Raw genomic sequence first — 21,906 nt, 5'->3', positions numbered from 1 at the left:
TTGACTACCTTGTAACACGCTTGTAGTATATAGATTCCAAGTTTACGATCGCGCTCTTGGACGGTGTGCATCATGGCCAAATTTCAAGATATTGTCAATTACTTTCGCTCTTACTGGAAGCCGAGTGTTTTCAGTATTACAGCATCCAGCGTTTACGAAATTATTGATTTGGTTGTTCCTTATGCGATCGGGCAGATATTAAACGTTTTATCTGCTCAACCCTTGGACAAACCAATTCAAAGTGCGATCGCAACTTTTTCGGACATCACCAATTACCCAGTTAATAAAACTCTATCTTTGGGTGTATTACTGGGTTTAATTTTTATTGTCACCGTAGTCAGAGCGCCAACACAACCCTGGTTAACCAATTGGTTTCATTGGGATATAGCCTTCAGGTCGCGTCGAGAAAAAAACGAAACAGCGATCGCTAAAGTTCTGACTCTGCCACTAGAATTTTATGATGAAAATAACCCTGGACGTATTGCCGGTAGAGTAGCTAGAGGTGTTGCTAACCACACTTGGGCGTATCCCGAAATTGCCGGACAGTTGATTCCTAAACTGGCTCGTGTACTGGGAATTTTTGTGTTTATCTTGTTCATTGAGTGGCGGATTGCAGTTTTATATCTAATTTCCTTTGTAATTATTCTCAGCTTCAGCTTGAAGGGTTTACAACAGCTAATTAGGTACGAAACTCGTCTGGATAAGTATGGAGAGAACACCGAAAGCCGCACTTCCGAATTAATCACCAATATCAAAACGGTGAAAGCATTTGCTACAGAAACTAGAGAACTGAAGCGGCAAAAGCAACGTTTGGATCGTGAACTAATGGTGCTTGATTATCGCATCCACAAAGGTTATACAATACTGGGTACTTGGCAAAGAACCGTAATTCAGTTTTGTGTATTTACAATTCTGGGTTTGACTTTAGCAGCAACAGTAAATGGGAGAATTTCTCTTGGTCACTTTGTCATGACCTTAACTCTTTCTAGCATGGCTTATGCTGAATTAGAACCTATCAGTAGCTTGGCAGAAGTTTTTGCCCGTCGTTATTCTTCAATGCTGCGGTTTCACGAATTTCTCCAAGAGCCAACTGCATCCGATTCAGCCAGTCTTTTAGAAGAAAGCAACCAGACAGAATCACCTTATAAATTTACTGGAAAACTTGAGTTATCTCATATCAGTTTTGGATATGATGCCAACCGTCAAGTTTTGCAAGATATTAACTTGTTGATTGAGCCATACCAAACAATAGCATTAGTGGGGCGTTCCGGTTCTGGTAAGTCTACTTTAGTGAAATTGTTGTTGCGATATTTTGAACCTCAAGCAGGTCAAATTCTGATTGATGGTCAAGATATTCGCACTTTGGATGTGGGTAAGTATAGACGGAGATTAGCGATCGTTCACCAAGAAGTAGACGTTTTCAACGGTACTATATTGGATAACCTCACCTACGGCAGACCAAATGCCACTTTTGAGCAGGTCCAGGAAGCCTGTAGAATTGCCAGAGTAGATGAAGTAGTGCAGCACTTACCCAAAGGTTATTACACTGTCGTGGGGGAACGAGGTGTCAGGTTATCTGGAGGACAAAGACAACGCTTGGGAATTGCCAGAGCGTTGTTAGTGGAACCAGACGTGCTGGTTTTTGACGAAGCTACCTCTAGTTTAGATTATGAGTCTGAGCGTTCAATTCAGCTAGCGATGCGATCGATTCAGGGTACTTGCACCACCATCGTTATTGCCCACCGTCTAAGCACAGTCCGGGAAGCCGATAAAATTGTCGTTCTAGAGCAAGGAAAGATTGTAGAAGTGGGTAGCCACGATGAACTCTTGCGTCACGAGGGTATTTACCGCCGCTTGCACTCTCTGCAAGAAACAGGAGAACTCCTGAGTTAGGGCAATACGGTTCGGATAAGCATTTTTCACTTTCCTTATGATCTGGGGAATGGGTTTGCGGGTAAAGGGGAAAGGATGTATTCAAAACCTTTCCCCTTTACCCTTTACCCTTTAACCGAACCGTATTGTGAGTTAGGGGACATACACATTTTGGATTTGGATTCACCCCACAAATGAATCCGCCTGATTAAATCGACTTTATTCACAATAAGGTCGATTTTTTTATAGATATCTTCAGAAATTAAATATCTGTTATCTAAAACCCTTTCGTGCCTATTCGGTGGTACAACTAATATTATCAAGTGGGGAATTTGCTCCTATTCCCCAAGAAAAACGTTAGCCATTGAAATTAGTTTTACGCGCTTGGATGAAGCGCAAGAAGTAAATAAATAATCCATTGACTACTGCTGGAATACTAATCACTAATCAAAGTCTTCCAATCAGAAAAAATTAAGATTTGCTCTTACCTGATTCTTTCTGTGCCGCCTCACTATATTTTTTATAAAGTTGAGTACGAATCTTAGCTTCTTGATAACGGCTGTGGGTTTGTGGTACTGTACTCATTAAATCTGAAGCCCGTTGCCACTTAGCAGCAATCTCTAACCACTGAGTTGAGGTTGTAGCTGTTTTTCCAGATGCAGAAGCAAGGTTTGCAATTCGCACAGATATTTGAAATGGATCGTCAGATGGCTCAGAAAAGCTATTGTTAAGAGAGCGAGATGGTGTTTGGGCTTTCCTGTCTTTAGTATTTTCTGTAGTTAGAGATTTGGAAGTTTCTGCTTGTATTAGGTTTTTCAATTTATGACCTAGCTGGGCATAAACAACCCAACTAAGCAATAACAGCGAGCATAAACCAGCTGCTGCTAATATCTTGGTTTGAGGTTTATTTTGGTATTTTTCTTTGTTAATGAGTACTAAAGGACGAGAGACTTGAGTTTTAGGATAATTTGGTTTTCCTAGTTCAGCTTGAGCTTCTGTGAAATCTTTAATTAATTGCTTTACAATATTTGGCTGAATTAATGTAATTTCCTGTGACCAAAGCAATTGATTTTCGCGATCGCTATCTATTTCTTTTAACCACAGCAATTGTTGTTCTCGAACAATCCGACTGTTGATTTTGACGCGGCGAATGTGACGTGGGGCGATAGACTCAAGAATTTGCTGGATTTGTTCTACCAGGGGAGATTGCTCAAGTTGCTCTACTTTAGCTGCCTCACACAGAATTTGTAAGACACCATCAGAAAAAATGGCTCTGGTTCTGACACAAGACTGGGCTAGCTTTTCGTTCAATAGCTGAATAATCGCCGCAACGCTGCCTTGGTGAGCTTGCCAAGCTATATCGTTTATCCGGTCTACCACCTGAAATTTAGTGATAGCTCTTCCACCCTGACTGATTAACGTATTCATTAATTTAGGGACTCTTTTCTACTGACCTTGATCTTGTCTTCGATTTTACGAGTAAAAAGATGAGTTGCCAAATAATATCATAAATATGGAAATCTGGAGCTTTCCTTTTCGGTTTGCTAAGGACGCTCGCTGACGCTGAGTTAATTTGTACGCTTCTACGCCTTGAAAACGTGCAATTCTCGGACTGAAACTTTGCTTTTTAGGTAACGCCCATGCTGACGGACGAGTTACCTGTTTGACATATTACATTATCGTGTCTTTTTGCGACAGTGCGAAACAGCCGCCATATGCGATCGCAAATGTATAGCTAGATAGTATCAGGGTCAACGCCAAGCGATCGCAGTTGTTCCTTCAACCTTTCCACCTGCGACTCTGCTTGTTCCCTCGCCAATCTTTCCTGTTTCAGTGCCTCTGCCAACTCCTCTGGAATCAGCAACTTTTCTCCAGTGTCTTCTCGATAAAAACCAATCAGTTGCCCCTCTATTTGCAAGCGCAGCTGCAAAGGTTCACATCGACTATCTGTAATTGGCTCATATACCTCGCCTCGCAGCCGATACCCTTGTAATTGCTCCTTAATCCACTCTCCCTTGGGGTCAAATAACCAGTACTCTATTACGCCTAACTGTTCATAGAGGGTCTTCTTGAAGCCCGTGTCCTGGTTTTTAGTACCCTCGGAGGTCATTTCAAAGATTACTACAGGCACTTGTCCCTCTTCCCATATCTTGTAATTATCTCGTCCTCCAGGAGCGACATTAAAAATCACCATTACATCAGGAGCTACCCGTAACCTCGGAAAACCCTGAGCATAATAGAGAAACTGGTTACTCAAAACCGTTGCTTGCCGATCCAGCAAATATTGCCTCAATACTTCTAAAGTTGCCAGTAAAGCACATAGATGAGCATAACTTTCTGCCAAAGGTTCACCATCCGAGCTTGGATAAAAAACTTCTGTTGATTGAGAATTGGGTAAGAGGCTAGTCACGTCGCTTCGCTCCGAATTCAAAATTCAAAATTCAAAATTTCCATAAATAAATTTAGTTGCCTGTATCCTTTTCTGTTTCGGTCATCATTCGCCACCTGTTGAGAAAATGCCTGGATGATTATATTATCTCAAGGACTTTCCTTGAAATTTCTAGAACTGCCGAGTAAATGAAGGGGACAGAGGTGATGAGAGAGAATAACCATGTCCAATGTCCCTCCAGAGTCCTGAGTAATGAGTGCTGAGTGCTGTTAGCGGTAGCGGGCGTTTTGCCCAATGCCCAATCCCCAACAATATTGTTCAAATACCATACAAAATAGTCGTATCGGGATACTTTTATGAGGAATTATAGTTTTTTTTAGCTTTTTGCCACAATGGCAATACTAAATAGCACAGCGATCGTTACATTAGAAGATATATAAATAAAAATCAACAATGATTTTTTTTCGTTCGCAGTTCACACAAAATCATGAGTGCAAGTACCATTATTTCCGATAATCCCTTACTCCAAGGCACTGGTTTACCTCCCTTTACAGAGATTAAACCAGAACGAGTTGTACCAGCCTTTAATCAGTTGCTAGCAGAACTTGACCAGCAACTTGCCACCTTAGAGGCTTGCGTACAGCCGACTTGGAGTGGTTTAGTAGAACCCTTAGAAAAGCTGACAGAACGGCTTACCTGGAGTTGGGGGGCGGTAAATCATTTAATGGGTGTTAAAAATAGCCCGGAACTGCGCGAAGCTCATGAAATCGTACAGCCACTAGTCGTACAATTTATCAACAAACTCGGTCAAAGCCAACCCATCTACAATGCTTTTAAGGCACTCCGTAGCAGTGATAGTTGGGCAACTTTAGAATTAGCTCAACAGCGCATTGTAGAAGCCGCCATTCGAGATGCAGAACTTTCTGGTGTTGGCTTAAAAGGAGAGGCAAGAGACCGTTTCAACGCCATTCAGATGGAGTTGGCAGAACTTTCTACTAAATTCTCTAACCATGTACTTGATGCCACGAAAGCCTTTAGCTTAACTCTGACAACAAAAGCAGAAATTGACGGTTTACCACCAAGTTTGGTGAGTTTAGCCGCTCAAGCTGCACGAGCAGCGGGAGAAGAGAACGCCACACCAGAAAATGGCCCTTGGCGCATTACTTTAGACTTCCCCAGCTACGGCCCTTTCATGCAGCACAGTACCCGTCGAGATTTGCGTGAAAAGCTCTACAAAGCTCATATCACTCGCGCTTCTAGTGGCGATTTAGATAATAACCCGTTAATTGTGCGTATTTTGGAGTTACGGCAAGAACTTGCAGATATACTTGGCTTTAAGAGTTTTGCCGAGTTGAGCCTTGCAAGTAAAATGGCTCCTAATGTTGAGGCAGTTGAAGCACTATTAGAAGAACTACGCCAGGCCAGTTATGATGCTGCTGTCAAAGACTTAAAAGAACTCCAAGCTTTTGCTGCATCTTATGGAGAAGAATATCAGGATTTAAAACATTGGGACATCAGCTTTTGGGCAGAACGCCAACGAGAAGCAAAATTTGCCTTTACCGCTGAAGAATTACGTCCCTATTTTCCCCTTCCCCAAGTGCTAGATGGCTTGTTTGGACTTGTTAAGCGGCTGTTTGGTGTTACAGTGACCCCTGCTGATGGTCAAGCCCCAATATGGCATGAAGATGTCCGTTATTTCCAAATAGCCGATGAAACTGGTTCTCCCATCGCTTACTTCTACTTAGACCCCTATAGCCGTCCAGCAGAAAAACGCGGTGGTGCTTGGATGGATGTATGCATCAATCGTGCCAAAACTGAAAATGGTGCAACTGCCATCCGTTTGCCTGTGGCTTATTTGATATGTAACCAAACTCCCCCAGTAGATGGCAAGCCGAGTTTGATGACTTTCTATGAAGTAGAGACTTTGTTCCACGAGTTTGGTCATGGATTGCACCACATGCTCACCAAGGTTGACTATGCGGGAGCCGCAGGTATCAATAATGTGGAATGGGATGCAGTTGAACTACCGAGTCAGTTTATGGAAAACTGGTGTTATGAGCGACCCACTTTCTTTGGCATGGCTAAACATTACGAAACTGGAGAAGCTTTACCAGAGCATTATTATCAAAAGCTGCTAGCGGCGCGTAATTATATGAGTGGTACTGGTATGTTACGGCAAATTCACCTTAGCAGCGTTGATTTAGAACTACACTACCGCTATCGTTCCGGCAGCAATGAAACTCCAGCAGATGTGCGTCATCGCATAGCTAAGACTACTACTGTTTTACCACCACTTCCAGAAGATTCAATTTTGTGTTCTTTTGGGCACATTTTTGAAGGTGGTTATGCAGCAGGTTACTACAGTTATAAATGGGCTGAAGTCCTTAGTGCTGATGCTTTTGCTGCTTTTGAAGAAGCTGGGCTAGAGAATGAAGAAGCAATAAAAGCTACAGGTCGCCGTTATCGGGATACGGTGCTAGCACTCGGTGGTAGCAAGCATCCAATGGAGGTGTTTAAAACTTTCCGGGGTCGTGAACCAAGTACGATCGCTTTGCTCAGGCACAATGGTTTAGTAAGTGCTGCTGCAAACTAAATAATATCAAGTCCGGGTAATTAGTTATGATTCCCACTGTCATTGCACCCCACCCCCAACCCCTCCCCGCAGGCTACAGTGTACACACATCCTGTCAATTAAGCCCAAACCTTGGATTTACCCCCCTTAATCCCCCCTTGCAAAGGGGGGAAATCGGTTCTCCCCTTTACCAAGGGGGAGTTAGAGGGGGTGAGAAGGACTTGTGTGTACACCGTAGCCGCAGGCGGGGAGAGGAGACAAAGCGTAGCTTTGGCGGGGTGGGGTTCTTGGGGTTTAATAAGCAATCAAGCGGACATGACATAACACATCTGTGGAGATGTTGTATTGCAACGTCTCTACATTAAGTATTGGCTTAACTAAACATTATTTTCCTCGTTTAAGGTGTTTCTGGAAGAATCGGTTCTCCGGCAACATCATCTAAGCGGATGCTGCCTAACAAATTTCGCCACTCTGCTTTCAGTGCTGTATCTTGAGGATTTTTTTGACGCAGTTCAGCCAACGTCGTCAGTGCCTCGTACCATATTCCATTTTGGGCATAGATAGCATAACGCTTTATAGGTTCTGCCGTTTCTATTTCTTTGCTTATTGGTTGACTCAGATTAACTCGTTTTATTACCCCTTCAACAAAACTTGGAGGCGAGTTCTTTTGCTTGTCACAGTTAATAGTGAAAAACCAACGGTATTGTTTGTCTACTGCTAAACCGGATGCATTGCTAGGTAAAGAAACGCGGATGACTCCTGGCTTATCCGATAAAGCGATCGCTTTTTTGTATACCTCGTTAGCTTCCCCATCTTGCAGCACAAATTCAACTGTATATGGCGAATCTTTGGTATATGGCACATAGAAAAACCAACTTGGATGTTCTATTGTTGTTTGTCCCCAGACATTAATCACTGAGTTAGCTTCCTGAGTAAAGGGTACTAAAGCAGTCAAGTCAATTTTAGTAAGTGGACATGCAGCCAATTCCCCGCGCTTTGCTCCACCACGAACGCGACCTCCAGGAGGGGAGCCAGATGGAATTGGAGGTTGATTAAAGGTTTTGGCTTGAGCAAGAATCGTTTTAGCATTAGAGCGATTAGGGGTTGGTTTCGCCAGTACTGGAGTCAGATTAGCTAATAAACTTGTACAGCTAAAAGCTACTATTAAAAACAGTTTTATCGGTTGTGAATTTGAATTCATAGAAACCTGACCTCATAAAATTTTAGATTGGGCATTGAAAAGAGGCAGAGGGGCAGCACTTCTCTACGAGACGCTGCGCGTAGCTTGCTTCCCCGGAGGGGTACGGCTACGCTCTGTTACCGAGGGGCAGAAGGGAAAAACTTACTGCAACTTCTCCCCTACTCAATACTTGTCGGGTTTTGGGTGAAAGGGACTCATGTTAAAGGGAAAAAACCTTAGATATCGAGCCTTCCAATCCTTTTCCCCTTACCCTTTTCCCTTTAACCAAGCAATATTGCTCCCCTACCCCTATTCCCCATTCCCCAGCCGCACTTTTGTTTTTGAATTATTATGAATTGACATCAAACTCCCCATAGCCACCAACGATAAAGCCGACGGTACAAAAGGCACCCAAGCACCTGAAATTAACAGACCAAAGCAAACTACATACAAAAGGCTAGAAGTAACACCAATTGCCAACGCCAACCAGGGTAAGGAAAGCCTGCGCCAAGCCAAGACTCCCCCAATTAAAGACCAGCCCCAAATCCAGACCACCTCTGCCCACCATGACCAAGCCCGCAGCAACGGCCGCCCATCCTGGACTGCACTAAGGATCTGGCTGACCATGTGAGCTTGTACCAGTACTCCTGGCATTTGCTCATCTAAAGGAATACCATAAGGTGTAGGCCAAGTGTCTGGAGAATCCCCTTTTGCAGTCACACCAATGAGAACAATTCGGCCTTTGATGGCGTTGGGGTTAATTGGACTAGATAAAAATTGCGTTAGCTTTACCTGTTCGGCTATTTCTTTTGAAGAACGATAGTTGAGTAAGATTTGACCGCCATTAGCATCAATATTTTGATAGCCACCAGTCCGAGACTTCAGATTTGGAAAAATAGTCTTACCCAACTGCAAATTTCCTTTAGGGGTGAACTTTGTTTGAATTCCTAAAGGGCGCAGATAAAGGGATGCTAGTTGTAAACTAAAGGAATATTGAGCAGAACACAATGATGTCGTCTCCTGATTCATGAACAGAAGATGCCGACGAATAACTCCATCGCGATCGTGAATAAAGTCACTGAATCCCAGATTTCCTGGGGGGATTTCTGGTGGTCCCTTAATGCCTTTGATATTTACTGAGCGATCGCTCCCCTTGCATACGCCAACCAAGTTCTGAGTTTGCTGAAGACGAGTAATTAAATCTGGCTCTTTGGCCTGAAAATCACGGTAGATATCCAAGCCGATCGCGCGGGGTTGGTATTGATTCAGTTTTGCTAAGAGTTTATTGAGAGATTTTTCGGAAATAGAAGCTCCGATCAAGTACTCGCCATTTTGTCTTTGAATGGCTAAATCTTCATCGTCAATTGTGATGAGCAACAGTCGGGGATCGAGACCTTCGGCAGGGCGCGATCGCATCATCAGGTCAAAGGTTGAAATCTCTGGATTTTCTAGCAATCCCAACAATCTCACGCCACAAACCAAAGCTGTAACTGCCAAGCTGGATAACACAGTTCTCTGAAATCTGCGTCTGTTAAATAAAGGTAAATTTGCTTGATCTTCATCTTCAGATGTTGTAGACCTTAATTCATCCCAAGTCGGTGGTATCTGCGCCGGATTTTGGCAAATTACTGGTAGCCAAGTTGCACAAGGAAATTTATCTTCAAGTCCTTGCAAGCGTTCCCGTGCTTGGCGTACTGCTTGATATAAAGACTCGCCACCGGCAAAGCCTTGGAGAAAATATTTTAAAAACTCCTTTGCAACTTGGTCTGGGACGGGTTCGCGCATGACAATTATTTGAGGAATTTGCAAATCAGCCAATTCTCGCGCCAGCCCCAATCCATCACAGGAGTTGAATATAGCTAATTGCAAACCATTTTCAATGGCATTTTTGAGAGCATACCTTAACTCGCCAATGGTAAGACTATCAGTTCTATTCAGATAAATTCGTCCGCTTTCTCCATTTCCTTGACTGGAACTGTGTCCGGCAAAGAAGAGAATATCCCAGTTTTTTTTCCAGAGATGCTCAGTCAAGTCCTTACGTTGTGGTTCTACCAAAAAGCTCACCTCTGCGTTACCACACTGTTGCAGTAAAGCTCGATCGGCTTGGGTGTCAATCCCCTTGCTATTGCCCACAATTGCCAAAATATTGACTAATTGATTGAGAGCGCGTGGCTTGTGAATGCGATCGTAAGATGGTGAAGCAAGGGCAATTTCAGCTTTGGGATAGCGTTCTAATAAGTCCCACAGATGCCAGGGTAATAGCTGCAATTGGCTATTTTCTGTTTGCAAAATCACCCGTACTTCGTCGCTGGACGATAATCTTTCTAACCATTTTTCCCTCAACGGGCGAAACTCCTCTGCTCGCAGCCAGGTATTAAAGCGTGCCCGCAAAATATGAGAAGCGTTTTCGCAGTCTTGAACCATCGATACATTCGTTACCTGCATTTTGTCAGCATGGAGGCGATAACGATTGCCTATCTGCCGATAACTAAACTGCCAATGACTATAATAGAGCGGCATTTCCGGGAATGAAGGGAGCCTTCCAGTGATTTCGGTTGTAGCACGCTCGTGTTCTTCACCAATTTGGAGGGTGACAGCAAACCCCTGCTCAAAACTACCCTCGCCAAATTTGATCGCCACTAATTTACCCATAACCGTTGCTATCTCCCTGTGCCATATCGTGCCTTGTTCTAATGTCCGATCGCAAGCTCCATAAGCGTCTACAGATTTTTTTCAAAATCCCTAAAAACTGGCTTGGATTTTTAATTTTTAATTTTAATTAATGAGTTATCTCTTAATAAAGTACCGATAAAAAGGGAAGATAGCTACATATTTCAAATTCGGAAATATTCGGTAATGCTGGTATTATCCAAGGCTACTCTAACGCTAAATTCTTCTGTGGGTTCACCACGAAACTGCAACTGAATGTAGTTGTCTGATTTTCTAGATTGAGCATCTAGAAATACTGCTCCTGAACTATCTATAACAGTAAGATGAACTCCTGGTGGCAAGTAGATTTGATTTCCAGTGGCGTGCAATTGGAGATGAATATTAGTTTGTTGATCTTTTTCGGGGCTGATTTCCACAATCAACATCACAGGTTGGTTGTAGATTTGGATACCTAAATCAATTACTTTTGCCCGTTTAGTAATTGATTCTGGTTGTTTGAGGGTATCTAATTCCAAAGTTTCAACACTGCGAAAGGCATAAGTTGGTCTGAATTCCGGCACGTTCCACAGCGATTCAATAGTCTCCCAACCCGTCTCAAATATACCAGCAAACCACTGACTCAAATTCACTAATGAATTAACTGGGGATTGACGCAGTTCCCAGATGTGGTCAATAAAAGCTTCCAATGGTTGCAGTTGCGCTAAAGGAACTGTTTCAGTTGCCACACTAGGGATAAAACCAAGCAGCCTTGCTTCTTCGAGCGATTCATCAAATTGAACTATTAAATAACCCACCCGCTCTTCCCAAGTTTCTGGAGGAATAGAACATATCTGCTGATGCAGATGCACGGGGCGACACTCCAGACGGCCAATTGAGGGCACTTCTAAATCAGCGACATCCCCACAAAGGCGCATGATGGAGTTCCAACTGTCACTAGCTTGAAGATCGGTAGGAATATCCATCATCTGCAAGTAATCATTCACCACCCATACAGCTAAAGTATTCAGCCGGACTTGCTCTGCTTTTTCCGGATTTGGCTGCTGGTTAGCAAATTGCTGGGCAGTTATGCGAGCTGTTTGGGAAATTGGCAATGTTAAAGCGAAATCGTTTAGCTGATAGGTGGAGTTATTCATAAGTCAATTTCTAGGGATCAATGCTGCTATGTATATATCACCCGCATTTAATAAATTTATGCCACAAAATTGAATATTGGAAAAAGAGAATTAGGGACTGGGGATTAGGTAAAAATATCCCATAAAATTAGAAGATTGTATATTGAAATGATCTAGCAAATAGAGCTTTTGAGTATTTATACTTTTATCAAGATAGCTTCAAGCTGCTAAAAGCGGTTTATCAACTAGCAGATAGTTTGCCAAATTTTGAGCGGACAATTTGAGCGATCAATTACAAAGATCGGCTTCCCAAATCACAACCAATTGCCAATCAATACATAGGCAGACCAAAAGCTTGGCGCTCTGTAGTTGGGATGTTTCAGAAGTTGTAGCTGGGCACGATGGACTGCTTCGGCTTTGGTGATTTTGCCACTCTTGAGTTCTCGATAGAAGGCACTAACAAACATTGCTGTTGATTCATCATCAATTTGCCACAGGGAAGCGATGGTACTACGTGCCCCAGCTCGGACAGCTGCTCCTGCTAGTCCGAGTGCTGCACGGCTGTCTCCTGTTGCTGTTTGGCAAGCACTCAAAACTAATAGTTCTACTACAGTTTTACCCTGACTACGAAAGAGAGTATCAAAATCTTTGACATTGATCTGACCATCGAAATCTAAAATAAAAGTGTCTTCCAGGCGGGAACTAAACTGACCGTGGGTTGCCAAATGCACTATGTTGAATGAAGTAGCACCAATTTCACTTTCCAAATTTTTTTTCTTAAAATCTCCATCCAATAGGCTGGTTGTCGAAACTCCTGCTTTAGCAATCCCGTCAAATTCAGATTTAATTGCCAGTAATGGTGCAAACTTGGAAAATCCTGGCGGTGGCTGAGTCAGTCCTGCGGTTAGCGCTCTCAGCTGCTGTTTTACCAGCGGTTTCGGGTCGAGGAGTTGTAGACCGACGCTTAGGGCGATCGCATATTTCTCTACTAAATATTGTTTACCATCGTAGAGAGCTGCCATTGGTAAATTGCGTAATGGGCCATCTAAGACGAAGACTAACGTATCGACGCTACTCTTTTGCAATTGTGGCTCAATAGGTTTCAGCAGCCAACTGTAAACTTCTTGTAATTGGGTTTGGACGATCTTAGTAGCAGTTGGATCGACAAGATTTCTTCGCAGTTCTATTAAGAGTTTCTCTACTTTGGCTTGGGAAATCTTGGTACTGTAGCTTTGCAGAGGTTGTGTAGGAATTTTGACAATTACCTGGAGTTGATCACGAAGAATAATTGGGTAAAGGATGGCAGCCTTGGAATTATCTTTGTCTACTACCCGATCGAGGGCTACTTTCTGACCTTGCAGACAAGCTTCCTGAAAGAAGTCGTCTAATTCTGCTAGTTGGAGTGCTTCAATCCGTTCGCGTGCTTTCTCCAATATTTTTTCATTTGGTTTTCCTTTTTGAGATTGCAGTAGTAACTCCACTGACTGGCGGTAGACGGGTTCTACACTGTCTCGGAAGTCAAATTGCACATCCTGGTTCACTACATCTTTATTGACTACTAAATCTCTGCGGAGAGACTCAAGAGTGTTTACAGCAGCATCATAAGCGGCGATCGCACCATTAATATCTTTTTGTGCCCAAAGCAATCTACCTAACTGCCACTCCAAGCTATAAGTAATTTCTGGTGCATTGCTACTCTGTGCCAAAGCTAATCCTTGTTTGGTCAGGTCTTGCGCTTCTGACCACTGTCTGGTTTCTTCGTACAAGCCGCCTAAACTCTTCAGAGCATAAGCCTCTGCCCGCTTGTCTCCTAAATTGCGGGATTGCTGGATGGCACTAGCGAGTAACTTTGCTGAGTCTTTTGTACTTAATCCTAAGTAAGAACTCTGACTTGATGCTTGTAATCCACCACTCTTGACTTTTGCTAAACTTTGTGAAAAGTTAACCTGAGCGTAAATACTCGCACGGCTGAGGGGAAGTTGCTTGAGGTGGGACTCAATGGACGGCAAAAGAGTTTGAACCTTTGCCCATTCTTTACCTTTAATCAATAGTCCCAGGTGATTGAGTTGCGCTTGAACTTTTGTCAGGGGTGAGGGAGATACTGCAACTGTTTGTTGATAATAGGCGATCGCCTGTTCCTTTTGGTTTTGTTTACGGGCATTATTCCCCAAGCTGAACAGACTAGCCCCAATATCAGCGCTTGATTTGAGATTTTGAGCAATTATCAGGCTTTCTTCTAATGCTTCGCGTGACTTTTTCAAATCGCCCAATACCAAAAGGGCATCACCGAGCGATCGCAAACTCACTGTCTTTTCTAGAGAATCTGGTTGAGATTTTAACGTCTGACTTATTCGTTCGAGGGTTTTGAACGCTCGCGGGTAAAATCCTTGGGTGCGCCACGCCTGTGCTTGATTAATTAGCGATCGCACCACGCCAGTTTGATTATCTGCTTGTTTGTAAATTTCTTCTGTCTGCTGCCAAGTTGCCAAAGCCGCCTCGGACTTTCCCATTGCCAATTGCAGACGACCTTGAATATCTAGTGATTGGGCAAATATTTGCAGATTTTGGTTTTTATCCTGTCCTTGGAGTAAATTTAAGCTTTCTGTAATTGCTTGCTGCGCCTGACTCCATGCACCGAGTTGTTGGTAAGCTAAAGAAAGATTACTCAGTGTAACTGCTAGTGTGAGGCTTTCCCCTTGCTGCTTATATATTTGGACAGCCTGTTGTAATACTTCTACAGCATTGGCAAATTTGCCGTTACTGTATAAAACTTTGCCCTCCTGTAGGAGTGAGGCGGCATCAGTGGGTACAGTCGGTGATGTTAAACTATTTATTGGCAGTTGGGATGAAGAATTGATTGAGCCAGGAACTTTTGCTAGCACTGGTGAACCGACAATGCATAGCAAAGCGACTAGGAAGTACAAAGGCAAACGTAAAAAGTGAGCTAGGGAAGTGAGCCAGCGAGTCTTAGCGGTTTCGCGACTCCTGCTTTTATTTGGAGAGTTCGCGCCAAAAATCCTAGTTGTTTTAGCCATAAGCATGACGAGAGATAGGTGATAACCAGAAACACATAGGATGAACTATTAGGCTAACAGGGTAATGTTACCATTCTCATCCCTCACCAATCTTTGAGCTTCCACAATTTTCTTATTTATAGCGATCGCAGAACTATGAGCAAAAAAGGCACAAAAAAATGCCGAGACTAAAAATATCTCAGAAAAATGAGGGTCAGGGCTGACTCTAGCATTAGACTTCTGGGCATTTGTCGGGAAAAGGGTAAGGGGGAAGGGGGAAAGGTTCTGTATTGTCCCCTTCCCCTTTAACATGAACCCCTTTTTCCCCCTCTTGCCAAAAGCACTTTTGCAAGAGACTCCATGAGCTGCGCTCACAAGGAACAATGAAAATAATCTGGGAATGATTTTGCGTTGTTTCAGCCTCTATTTTCAAGGCAGGTCTATTGTATCTCGTCTGGATATCGTACAAATTTGCTGTGACATAGAAGCCATTTGTTTTTGAATTTTCAATTATTTAACTATTGAGTTCTTCATCATGTTCAGCCACCTCAGATTTATCTTGTAATGGCTTCACTACCCGTGCGATCGCTTCCTGAATAAAAGCTTTAATAAATTCATCTCTGCGATTAATCTGAAACTGTCGCTGTACAACTTCCGTCATTCCACCATCACCCCAATCTTGATCGTGACGAAAATATTCAATAAAACTTTTACCAGCAATTCGCGTTAAATAAGCTGCTGTCACGCCTTGAATTGCTCTACCAATAATAAAGGTGGCAACATTGAGTTGTAACGCAGTAGATAATAATTGAATTGCTCCTTTAACAATGCCCAAACTAGCGATGGTTTTTGCTAAAGAAAGAGCTAATTCTCGTCCCCGTTCCATATTCAATTCACAGCCATACACTCTACCAATTTCCACAACCATTTGAGCGTTGACTGCGGCTGTCGCCAATAAATCTACAACTGGTATCGGCGTGACTGATACCACACCAGCGCCAATCCATTGAAATCGTTCTACGATTTTGTCAGCTTGACGGCGACGCTGGCCATCGATGAGTTTTCGCGCCTCGTCTCCCAATCGTAGAGATTGCAAAAGAATGTTATCCGCCACCAAATCTTCACCCTCAGCTCGTAAAACAGCAGCCGTGCGCCGCAGCAACGGAACAATATCCGGTTCCGGCTGGAAGGTTTCGCCAGTTTCGAGTTGTGCAGGTTGGGGATTAGCAGCGATCGCTACCACGTCATTAGTAGCAATAAATCCCCGTACCCGTTGACGCAATCTCGCAAGGATGGATTCTTTATCTTCATCTGTATATAAATCAGTTTTGTTGAGAACAAGGAGCGATCGCTTGCCAATTTCTGCCAACCCCCGCAACGGCTCATATTCTGAACGCCGTAAATCATTATCTACCACAAACAACAGTAAATCTGCTTCTGTTGCCAGTTCTCGCGCCATCTGTTCGCGTTCCGTTCCCGCCACCCCTGCTTCTAAAATTCCCGGCGTATCCGTAATTAAAATTTTGCGTTCTAATCCCTTCAACCGCAGACAATAGGTTTCTCCAACCTGAGTTGTACCCATCGGTGCATCTACTTGACCGACCATGCGTCCCATAATCGCATTAACTAGAGAAGTTTTACCAGCACTCCCCGTACCAAATACCACTACTTGAATTTCACCCCGTGCGAGGTTGGCTTCAATCTCTCGCGATCGACTTAATAAAGCTTGACGTGTGACTTCATCTTGAATTTGCGCTACCTGTTGCCGTACAGCCTGGAGAGTTGTAGAAGCTGCGTCAGATTTGCCAGCCGGAATTTGGGCCGCAGTCGCTCGCTTCGGGTTGCGACGCGATCGCTTTTCCCCGGATCTCATCACCAATACATAATAAACAAAAGCTGCAACCAAGGCTCCAATCAGGATAATCAGCAACAACAGCAGTAAATTGCCTAGCAACGGCGAATAGGATAATTGCCAATAGAGGCGTGACAGGGAATCAATTAGCCATAGGGCTAGCCCCAAAATGACGATCAGACCGACAATCAACGTTACTATGCGTGACAGAGGCATGGCTGGGAAGGTTTAGTAAGTATTCAGTAGGCAGATGCTTCTAATCTTAATAGTTTCAGCATTTTTTACCAGAGTAGTGAGAAGAAGGGAGGGGGCAAAGGGGCAGAGGAGCAGGGGGTAGGAGGAAAACAGGCTTTCTTGATAAAGCAATAAGGCTCACTCCATTTTTTTGCATCCTTAAAAAATTGCAACAATATAAAAATGCAATATCAATATTTCGAGAAGTTTTAGTATGCAGACTATTACCAAAAAGTCAATAAATAAATCCTGGGCTGGTGCGATCGCAGAACCAGCAAAAGAATTTCCCCTTACTCAACTGTCAATTATTTCTGGCAAAATCCCAGATGGCTTGCGTGGCAGTCTTTACCGCAATGGCCCCGCACGGCTAGAACGCGGTGGCGATCGTGTCGGACACTGGTTTGATGGAGATGGGGCAATTCTCGGCATCCATTTCACAGATGCAGGAGCTACCGGAGTCTATCGCTATGTGCAAACAGCAGAATATCTAGCTGAAACTCAAGCAGATAGGTTTCTTTATGGTGTCTATGGGATGCATCCACCAGGCCCCATCTGGAAGCGCTGGGGTCAACAGATCAAGAATGCAGCGAATACCTCAGTGTTAGCTTTACCTGATAAATTGTTAGCTTTATGGGAAGCAACTAATCCCTACGCCCTTGATTTGCAAACTCTAGAAACGAAGGGATTGGATGATTTAGGCGCTTTGGATAACGGATTACCTTATTCTGCTCATTACAAGCGTGATTCACAAACAGGCGAGATTTTTAACTTTGGAATCAGTATCGGCAGTTCTGTACAACTGAATCTCTACAAAAGCGATGCTACTGGCAAAATTATCCAAAAAACTGCTTTTAAGCTAGATCGCTACTCGATAATGCATGATTTTGTTTTAACTCAAAGGTATCTGGTGTTTTTCATGCCACCGATGCGGATGAAAAAGCTATCACTTTTACTAGGTTTGACTACCTTTAGTGAATCTCTGTTGTGGGAACCTCAGTTAGGAACCCAAGTGTTAATCTTTGACCGGGAAAACTTATCTTTAGTTAGTCGTGGCGAAACCGATCCTTGGTTCAATTGGCATTTTGGCAACGGCTATGAAGATGAAGACGGTTCCGTAATTCTGGACATGGTGCGATATGCAGATTTTCCGCAAACTAATGAATTTCTGAGAGAATTTGCAAGTGGTGAGACGCACACAGTTCCTAGAGGAACATTGTGGCAAGTTCGCCTCAATCCTAAAACTGGCAAAGTCACAGCAATACAGGAAGTTGTCAACCGCAAGTGTGAATTTCCTGTAGTGCAGCGATCGCAAGTTGGGCAACCTTGTCACTATACTTATGTATCATTAATGCCCCAAAGAGGGGATACAGACAAAGAATGGTTCGGTGCGATCGCCCGCTTCGACTATAAAACCGAAACCCTCACTGAAGCAGACTTAGGAGAAAACCGCTATGCTTCAGAACCCATCCACGCCCAAGATGCCCAAAACCCTGAGCAAGGCTGGGTGCTAACCGTTGTATACGATGGTAATTCTCATAGTAGTGAAGTTTGGGTATTTGATAGCGATCGCCTGGATGCAGAACCCATTTGCAAACTAGGATTACCTAGCGTTATTCCCCACGGCTTCCACGGCACTTGGAACCCAGCTTAACAATTTGGGCAATGAAGCAGGGGGGCAAGTGAGCAGGGGAGCAGGAGAGAATTTGCAGTAAGTTTTTCCCCTCTGCTCCTCTGCCCCTCTGCCTTTTTCCCATGCCCAATTCGCTCTAATCTTTGATAATTGCTAAGTGTAAAAACGTAGTATTCTACATATTGGTATCTAAAAATAAGTCCAAAATCATGAGGAGAAACCCTATAGCATTACTACTTAGCGGAGTGATTGTCAGCTTTGGACTGTCATCATTGTTAGCTCAAGCACAACAAAAGGTTTCTGATGTCCAAGTCGCCGCAATGGTAGAGGCGCTGCGACTAGCTGCACCGCAAACCGGCATCGCAAATGATGGACTTTACAGTGAATGGCAAGTTAAACCAGAAACCCTCAAAGGCTGGTCGAAACATTGTCTTAAAAAAGAACTAACACCAACACAGTTTGAAAATAGCCCCGCAACGGCACGCCAAGTTGTATCCTGCATCACGCGCCGTGAGTTTAACAAGCAATTTATCGCCACTAATAATAATGAAACTGCTGCTGTGCGTGGCGTCGGTTGCTGGTGGATGACTGGCAGCTATACAGGCTGCAACAGCGGATTTACTGCTACATATCTTCAAAAAGTTGTCGGTTTTTACCAACAGCAGCGTTCAAAATCAGCAACTACTCCATAAACATCACCAAATTAATCGCTGCGATGTGGCAATAGAAATGTGAGTGGAAAGTAATTTAGAGACTTAGTAGCGCAATTACAGCAGTTTTCATGTATTTGAACCACACCTGTCGTAAGGGCGCAAGGCCTTGCGCCCCTACACGCGTGGTCTATTTACTACTACGCATCTACGTTGACTTTAATACAGAGTTTTAGCTTTAACCCAACCGTATTGAGTTATATCTAGACCAGGGATTGTTTGAACTTTGCCAATGCTGTTAGAATGCCTCGATGTCAAAAAAGCAACAATTATTAAACAAAAAACTCGGTTGGTCTTTGGATGAGCGAGATCCAAAGTTCATAGAATCTCTGATGCCCCTGTTTGGCTTTTTGTATCGCTACTATTTCCGAGTTCAAACTAGTGGCTGGGATAATATTCCACCCCAACAAAAAGTCCTATTTGTCGGTTCGCACAATGGGGGACTCGCAGCCCCGGATATGACAATGATGATGTACGACTGGTTCCGAAGATTTGGTGTAGAGAAACCCATTTATGGTTTGATGCATCCCAAGGTTTGGCAGGCTAGCCCGCCACTAGCGCAACTGGTTGCCAAGGCTGGAGCAATCATCGCCCATCCAAAAATGGCTTACACTGCCTTACGCTCTGGAGCGAGTGTGCTAGTTTATCCCGGTGGAGCCGAAGATGTCTTCCGACCGCATTATTTACGTAACAAAATCTGCTTGGCGGGGCGACAAGGATTTATCAAGTTAGCGTTACGGGAAAATGTGCCGATTGTGCCTGTGATTTCTTGGGGCGCTCACGATACACTCATTATCATCGCTGATTCCTACAAAGTTGTGCAGCAACTCCACGAGTGGGGGATGCCTTGGCTATTAGGTATCGATCCAGAAGTTTTTCCAATCTATCTCGGACTGCCTTGGGGATTAGCAATGGGGCCATTACCCAATATTCCATTGCCAGTGCCCATATATACGCGGGTTTGTCCACCAATTATATTTGAACGCTACGGCCGTGAAGCAGCTAGCGATCGCCATTATGTCGATGAATGTTATGAATTAGTTGTTAGTCAGATGCAGCAAGAGTTAGATAACTTAATAAAGCTAACTGCTAAGACCAATTCTCTTTGAATAGTTATAAGTTAGGAGTTTTGAATCTTTAATTTCTCACTCCTAACTCCTAACTATTTTCCTAGCCACCGCTGACTGGTGGAATCAACACAACCTCATCCCCATCTTGTAGTAAGGTATCTGGTTCGACAAATATCAAATTAATCCCAAAACGGGTTATATCGCGCCATTGTGAGAGTTCAGGGTGTTCAGCTATGAGGCGATCGCATACTGCTTTGACTGGCATACTATTAGGAAATTCCAGCACTAGTTCCGAAACCCTAAAGGCTTCTTGATAAGCAGCGAACAATTTGACGGTAACGGTGATTACAGATTTAGACATAAAACATACTTTGGCGGTACAAGCAAGTGTTTTAATAGTTGCCAATAATTTAAACAAATGTTCAACATAACTTATGTATGTTTTGCTTCCCCGCCCCTTGTGAAACAAATCTAAGTATACGCTGTTAGGGCTTGCTCTAAGAGGATGTTTGAAAAGTCGTAATTGGTGTATCAAATATTTTTTACCCCACCCTAACCTTCCCCTTATAAAGGCTATGGTGTACACACAAGTCTGAAATAGCTGAAAAACCCAAGATTTTACCCCACCCTAACCCTCCCCTTATAAAGGGGAGCCACTGCGTTGGGCGGCTTTGCCGACTTGAAGCATGTGGCGTGAGGGAACTAGATTTTTCGGTTTCCCCCCAATATATCGCAGGGCTGATTCATTCCATTTCAAACAGGATTTGTCAAGATGGTTAGCAAGAAAATTGTAAGTAAGCGTGACGAAGAGATGAATATTTAAGCACTGAAATATCAGTAAAATAGTTGGTTTCATCGGCACGCTAGTAACAAAATAACTAATTTTTAATTGCTATAACCCTTGATTTTTAAAGCTCTTTGGGGAATGAAACAGCCCTGCCAATATATCGGGGGGATTAAGGGGGGTAACAACGCAATTAAAATCATAGTCAAACACTTTTCAAACATCCTCTAAGCTTACTCCTACGGAGAAGCAAGCTACGCGATAGCATCTCTAAAACTTGCCATACCTTGGCGTACTCCTGCAAGTGTCGCAGACAAGCCTCTCGTAACCTTTATGGAAACAAGCTACGCGTAGCTTCTCCCTTTGGGAAAAGAGAAGGCTTTACGCTGCGCTATTGTCAATCTAAAATTGCAAATCTAAAATTCCAAAATGTTTGACTATTCAGCATTGAGGATTTTTGGTACTTTAAAAAATTCGCCTTCCTGTTCAGGCGCACTGTTGAGAATACTTTCCCGGTCGGGATAGGGTTGTAATTCATCCTCTCGTGTGATGTTACTGACATCAATTGCGCGTGTTGTTGGCAGCACATTACTGACATCAAGTTCATTTAATTGTTCGATATAGTCCAGAATACTTCCCAACTGGGTAGTAAATTGTTTCTCTTCTTCTGGAGTCAATTCTAAACGAGCAAGATTAGCTACTTTGTGAACTTGTTCTTGGTCAATCATAAATTAATTGTCATTTGTCACTTGTACTGAGCGTAGTTGAAGTATTGGTCGTTGGTCATTGGTCATTAGTCCTTAGCAAATGACAAAGA

The 21,906-nt window shown here is 43.4% G+C and carries 15 protein-coding genes; 5 read left to right on the top strand and 10 right to left on the bottom strand.

The genetic code is table 11. The features are described 5' to 3' along the window. Positions 1-72 precede the first annotated feature (72 nt). Complete coding sequence (locus RMY27_RS11575) at positions 73-1,893, top strand: ABC transporter ATP-binding protein (protein ID WP_322663286.1); 1,821 nt, start codon at positions 73-75, stop codon at positions 1,891-1,893. Positions 1,894-2,343: 450 nt separating this feature from the next. On the opposite strand, the gene RMY27_RS11570 is transcribed toward RMY27_RS11575, so the two are convergent. Next, positions 2,344-3,300, bottom strand: coding sequence for a hypothetical protein (locus RMY27_RS11570; RefSeq protein WP_322663284.1), 957 nt, complete (start codon positions 3,298-3,300; stop codon positions 2,344-2,346). 307 nt (positions 3,301-3,607) lie between these two features. After that, complete coding sequence (locus tag RMY27_RS11565) at positions 3,608-4,282, bottom strand: Uma2 family endonuclease (RefSeq protein WP_322663282.1); 675 nt, start codon at positions 4,280-4,282, stop codon at positions 3,608-3,610. Positions 4,283-4,748: 466 nt separating this feature from the next. Here RMY27_RS11565 and RMY27_RS11560 point away from each other — a divergent pair, with 466 nt between their 5' ends. Next, positions 4,749-6,854 carry a M3 family metallopeptidase gene (locus tag RMY27_RS11560; RefSeq protein WP_322663281.1) on the top strand — a complete coding sequence of 702 codons (2,106 nt, stop codon included), beginning with the start codon at positions 4,749-4,751 and terminating at the stop codon, positions 6,852-6,854. Positions 6,855-7,230: 376 nt separating this feature from the next. Here the strand turns inward: RMY27_RS11560 and RMY27_RS11555 are convergent, their stop codons facing one another. The 6 genes from RMY27_RS11555 to RMY27_RS11530 all read right to left on the bottom strand — a co-directional run bounded on the left by RMY27_RS11555 (position 7,231) and on the right by RMY27_RS11530 (position 16,877). Beyond that, the gene (locus RMY27_RS11555) at positions 7,231-8,034 is read right to left on the bottom strand and encodes a DUF928 domain-containing protein (RefSeq protein WP_322663278.1); all 804 of its coding nucleotides are present in this window, start codon (positions 8,032-8,034) and stop codon (positions 7,231-7,233) included. A gap of 288 nt (positions 8,035-8,322) precedes the next feature. Continuing rightward, positions 8,323-10,665 carry a CHASE2 domain-containing protein gene (locus RMY27_RS11550; protein ID WP_322663277.1) on the bottom strand — a complete coding sequence of 781 codons (2,343 nt, stop codon included), beginning with the start codon at positions 10,663-10,665 and terminating at the stop codon, positions 8,323-8,325. 182 nt (positions 10,666-10,847) lie between these two features. After that, positions 10,848-11,816: a DUF1822 family protein gene (locus RMY27_RS11545; RefSeq protein ID WP_322663275.1), complete on the bottom strand. Its 969-nt coding sequence runs from the start codon at positions 11,814-11,816 to the stop codon at positions 10,848-10,850. A 293-nt stretch (positions 11,817-12,109) separates the two neighbouring features. Continuing rightward, positions 12,110-14,830, bottom strand: coding sequence for a CHAT domain-containing protein (locus tag RMY27_RS11540; RefSeq protein ID WP_416212333.1), 2,721 nt, complete (start codon positions 14,828-14,830; stop codon positions 12,110-12,112). A 48-nt stretch (positions 14,831-14,878) separates the two neighbouring features. Further along, positions 14,879-15,121: a hypothetical protein gene (locus tag RMY27_RS11535; protein WP_322663271.1), complete on the bottom strand. Its 243-nt coding sequence runs from the start codon at positions 15,119-15,121 to the stop codon at positions 14,879-14,881. A gap of 202 nt (positions 15,122-15,323) precedes the next feature. Beyond that, positions 15,324-16,877, bottom strand: a complete 1,554-nt coding sequence (locus RMY27_RS11530; protein ID WP_322663270.1) for a GTP-binding protein — start codon at positions 16,875-16,877, stop codon at positions 15,324-15,326. 232 nt (positions 16,878-17,109) lie between these two features. On the opposite strand from RMY27_RS11530, the gene RMY27_RS11525 reads away from it, so the two are divergent. The 3 genes from RMY27_RS11525 to RMY27_RS11515 all read left to right on the top strand — a co-directional run bounded on the left by RMY27_RS11525 (position 17,110) and on the right by RMY27_RS11515 (position 20,344). Beyond that, complete coding sequence (locus RMY27_RS11525) at positions 17,110-18,546, top strand: carotenoid oxygenase family protein (RefSeq protein WP_322663268.1); 1,437 nt, start codon at positions 17,110-17,112, stop codon at positions 18,544-18,546. A gap of 188 nt (positions 18,547-18,734) precedes the next feature. After that, positions 18,735-19,217: a hypothetical protein gene (locus tag RMY27_RS11520; protein WP_322663267.1), complete on the top strand. Its 483-nt coding sequence runs from the start codon at positions 18,735-18,737 to the stop codon at positions 19,215-19,217. A gap of 269 nt (positions 19,218-19,486) precedes the next feature. After that, positions 19,487-20,344, top strand: a complete 858-nt coding sequence (locus RMY27_RS11515) for a lysophospholipid acyltransferase family protein (protein ID WP_322663265.1) — start codon at positions 19,487-19,489, stop codon at positions 20,342-20,344. 61 nt (positions 20,345-20,405) lie between these two features. Here RMY27_RS11515 and RMY27_RS11510 read toward each other — a convergent pair whose 3' ends face one another. Further along, positions 20,406-20,666, bottom strand: a complete 261-nt coding sequence (locus tag RMY27_RS11510; RefSeq protein ID WP_099103963.1) for a MoaD/ThiS family protein — start codon at positions 20,664-20,666, stop codon at positions 20,406-20,408. An 860-nt stretch (positions 20,667-21,526) separates the two neighbouring features. Next, positions 21,527-21,817: an Asp-tRNA(Asn)/Glu-tRNA(Gln) amidotransferase subunit GatC gene (gene gatC, locus RMY27_RS11505; protein ID WP_289797570.1), complete on the bottom strand. Its 291-nt coding sequence runs from the start codon at positions 21,815-21,817 to the stop codon at positions 21,527-21,529. Between the last annotated feature and the right edge of the window lie 89 nt (positions 21,818-21,906).

The organism is Nostoc sp. DedQUE09 (assembly GCF_034530915.1).
In the GTDB taxonomy this organism is placed as follows: Bacteria; Cyanobacteriota; Cyanobacteriia; order Cyanobacteriales; family Nostocaceae; genus Nostoc.
Note: the sequence above shows the minus strand (reverse complement) of the source record. Positions and strands in the feature narration are given on the sequence as shown.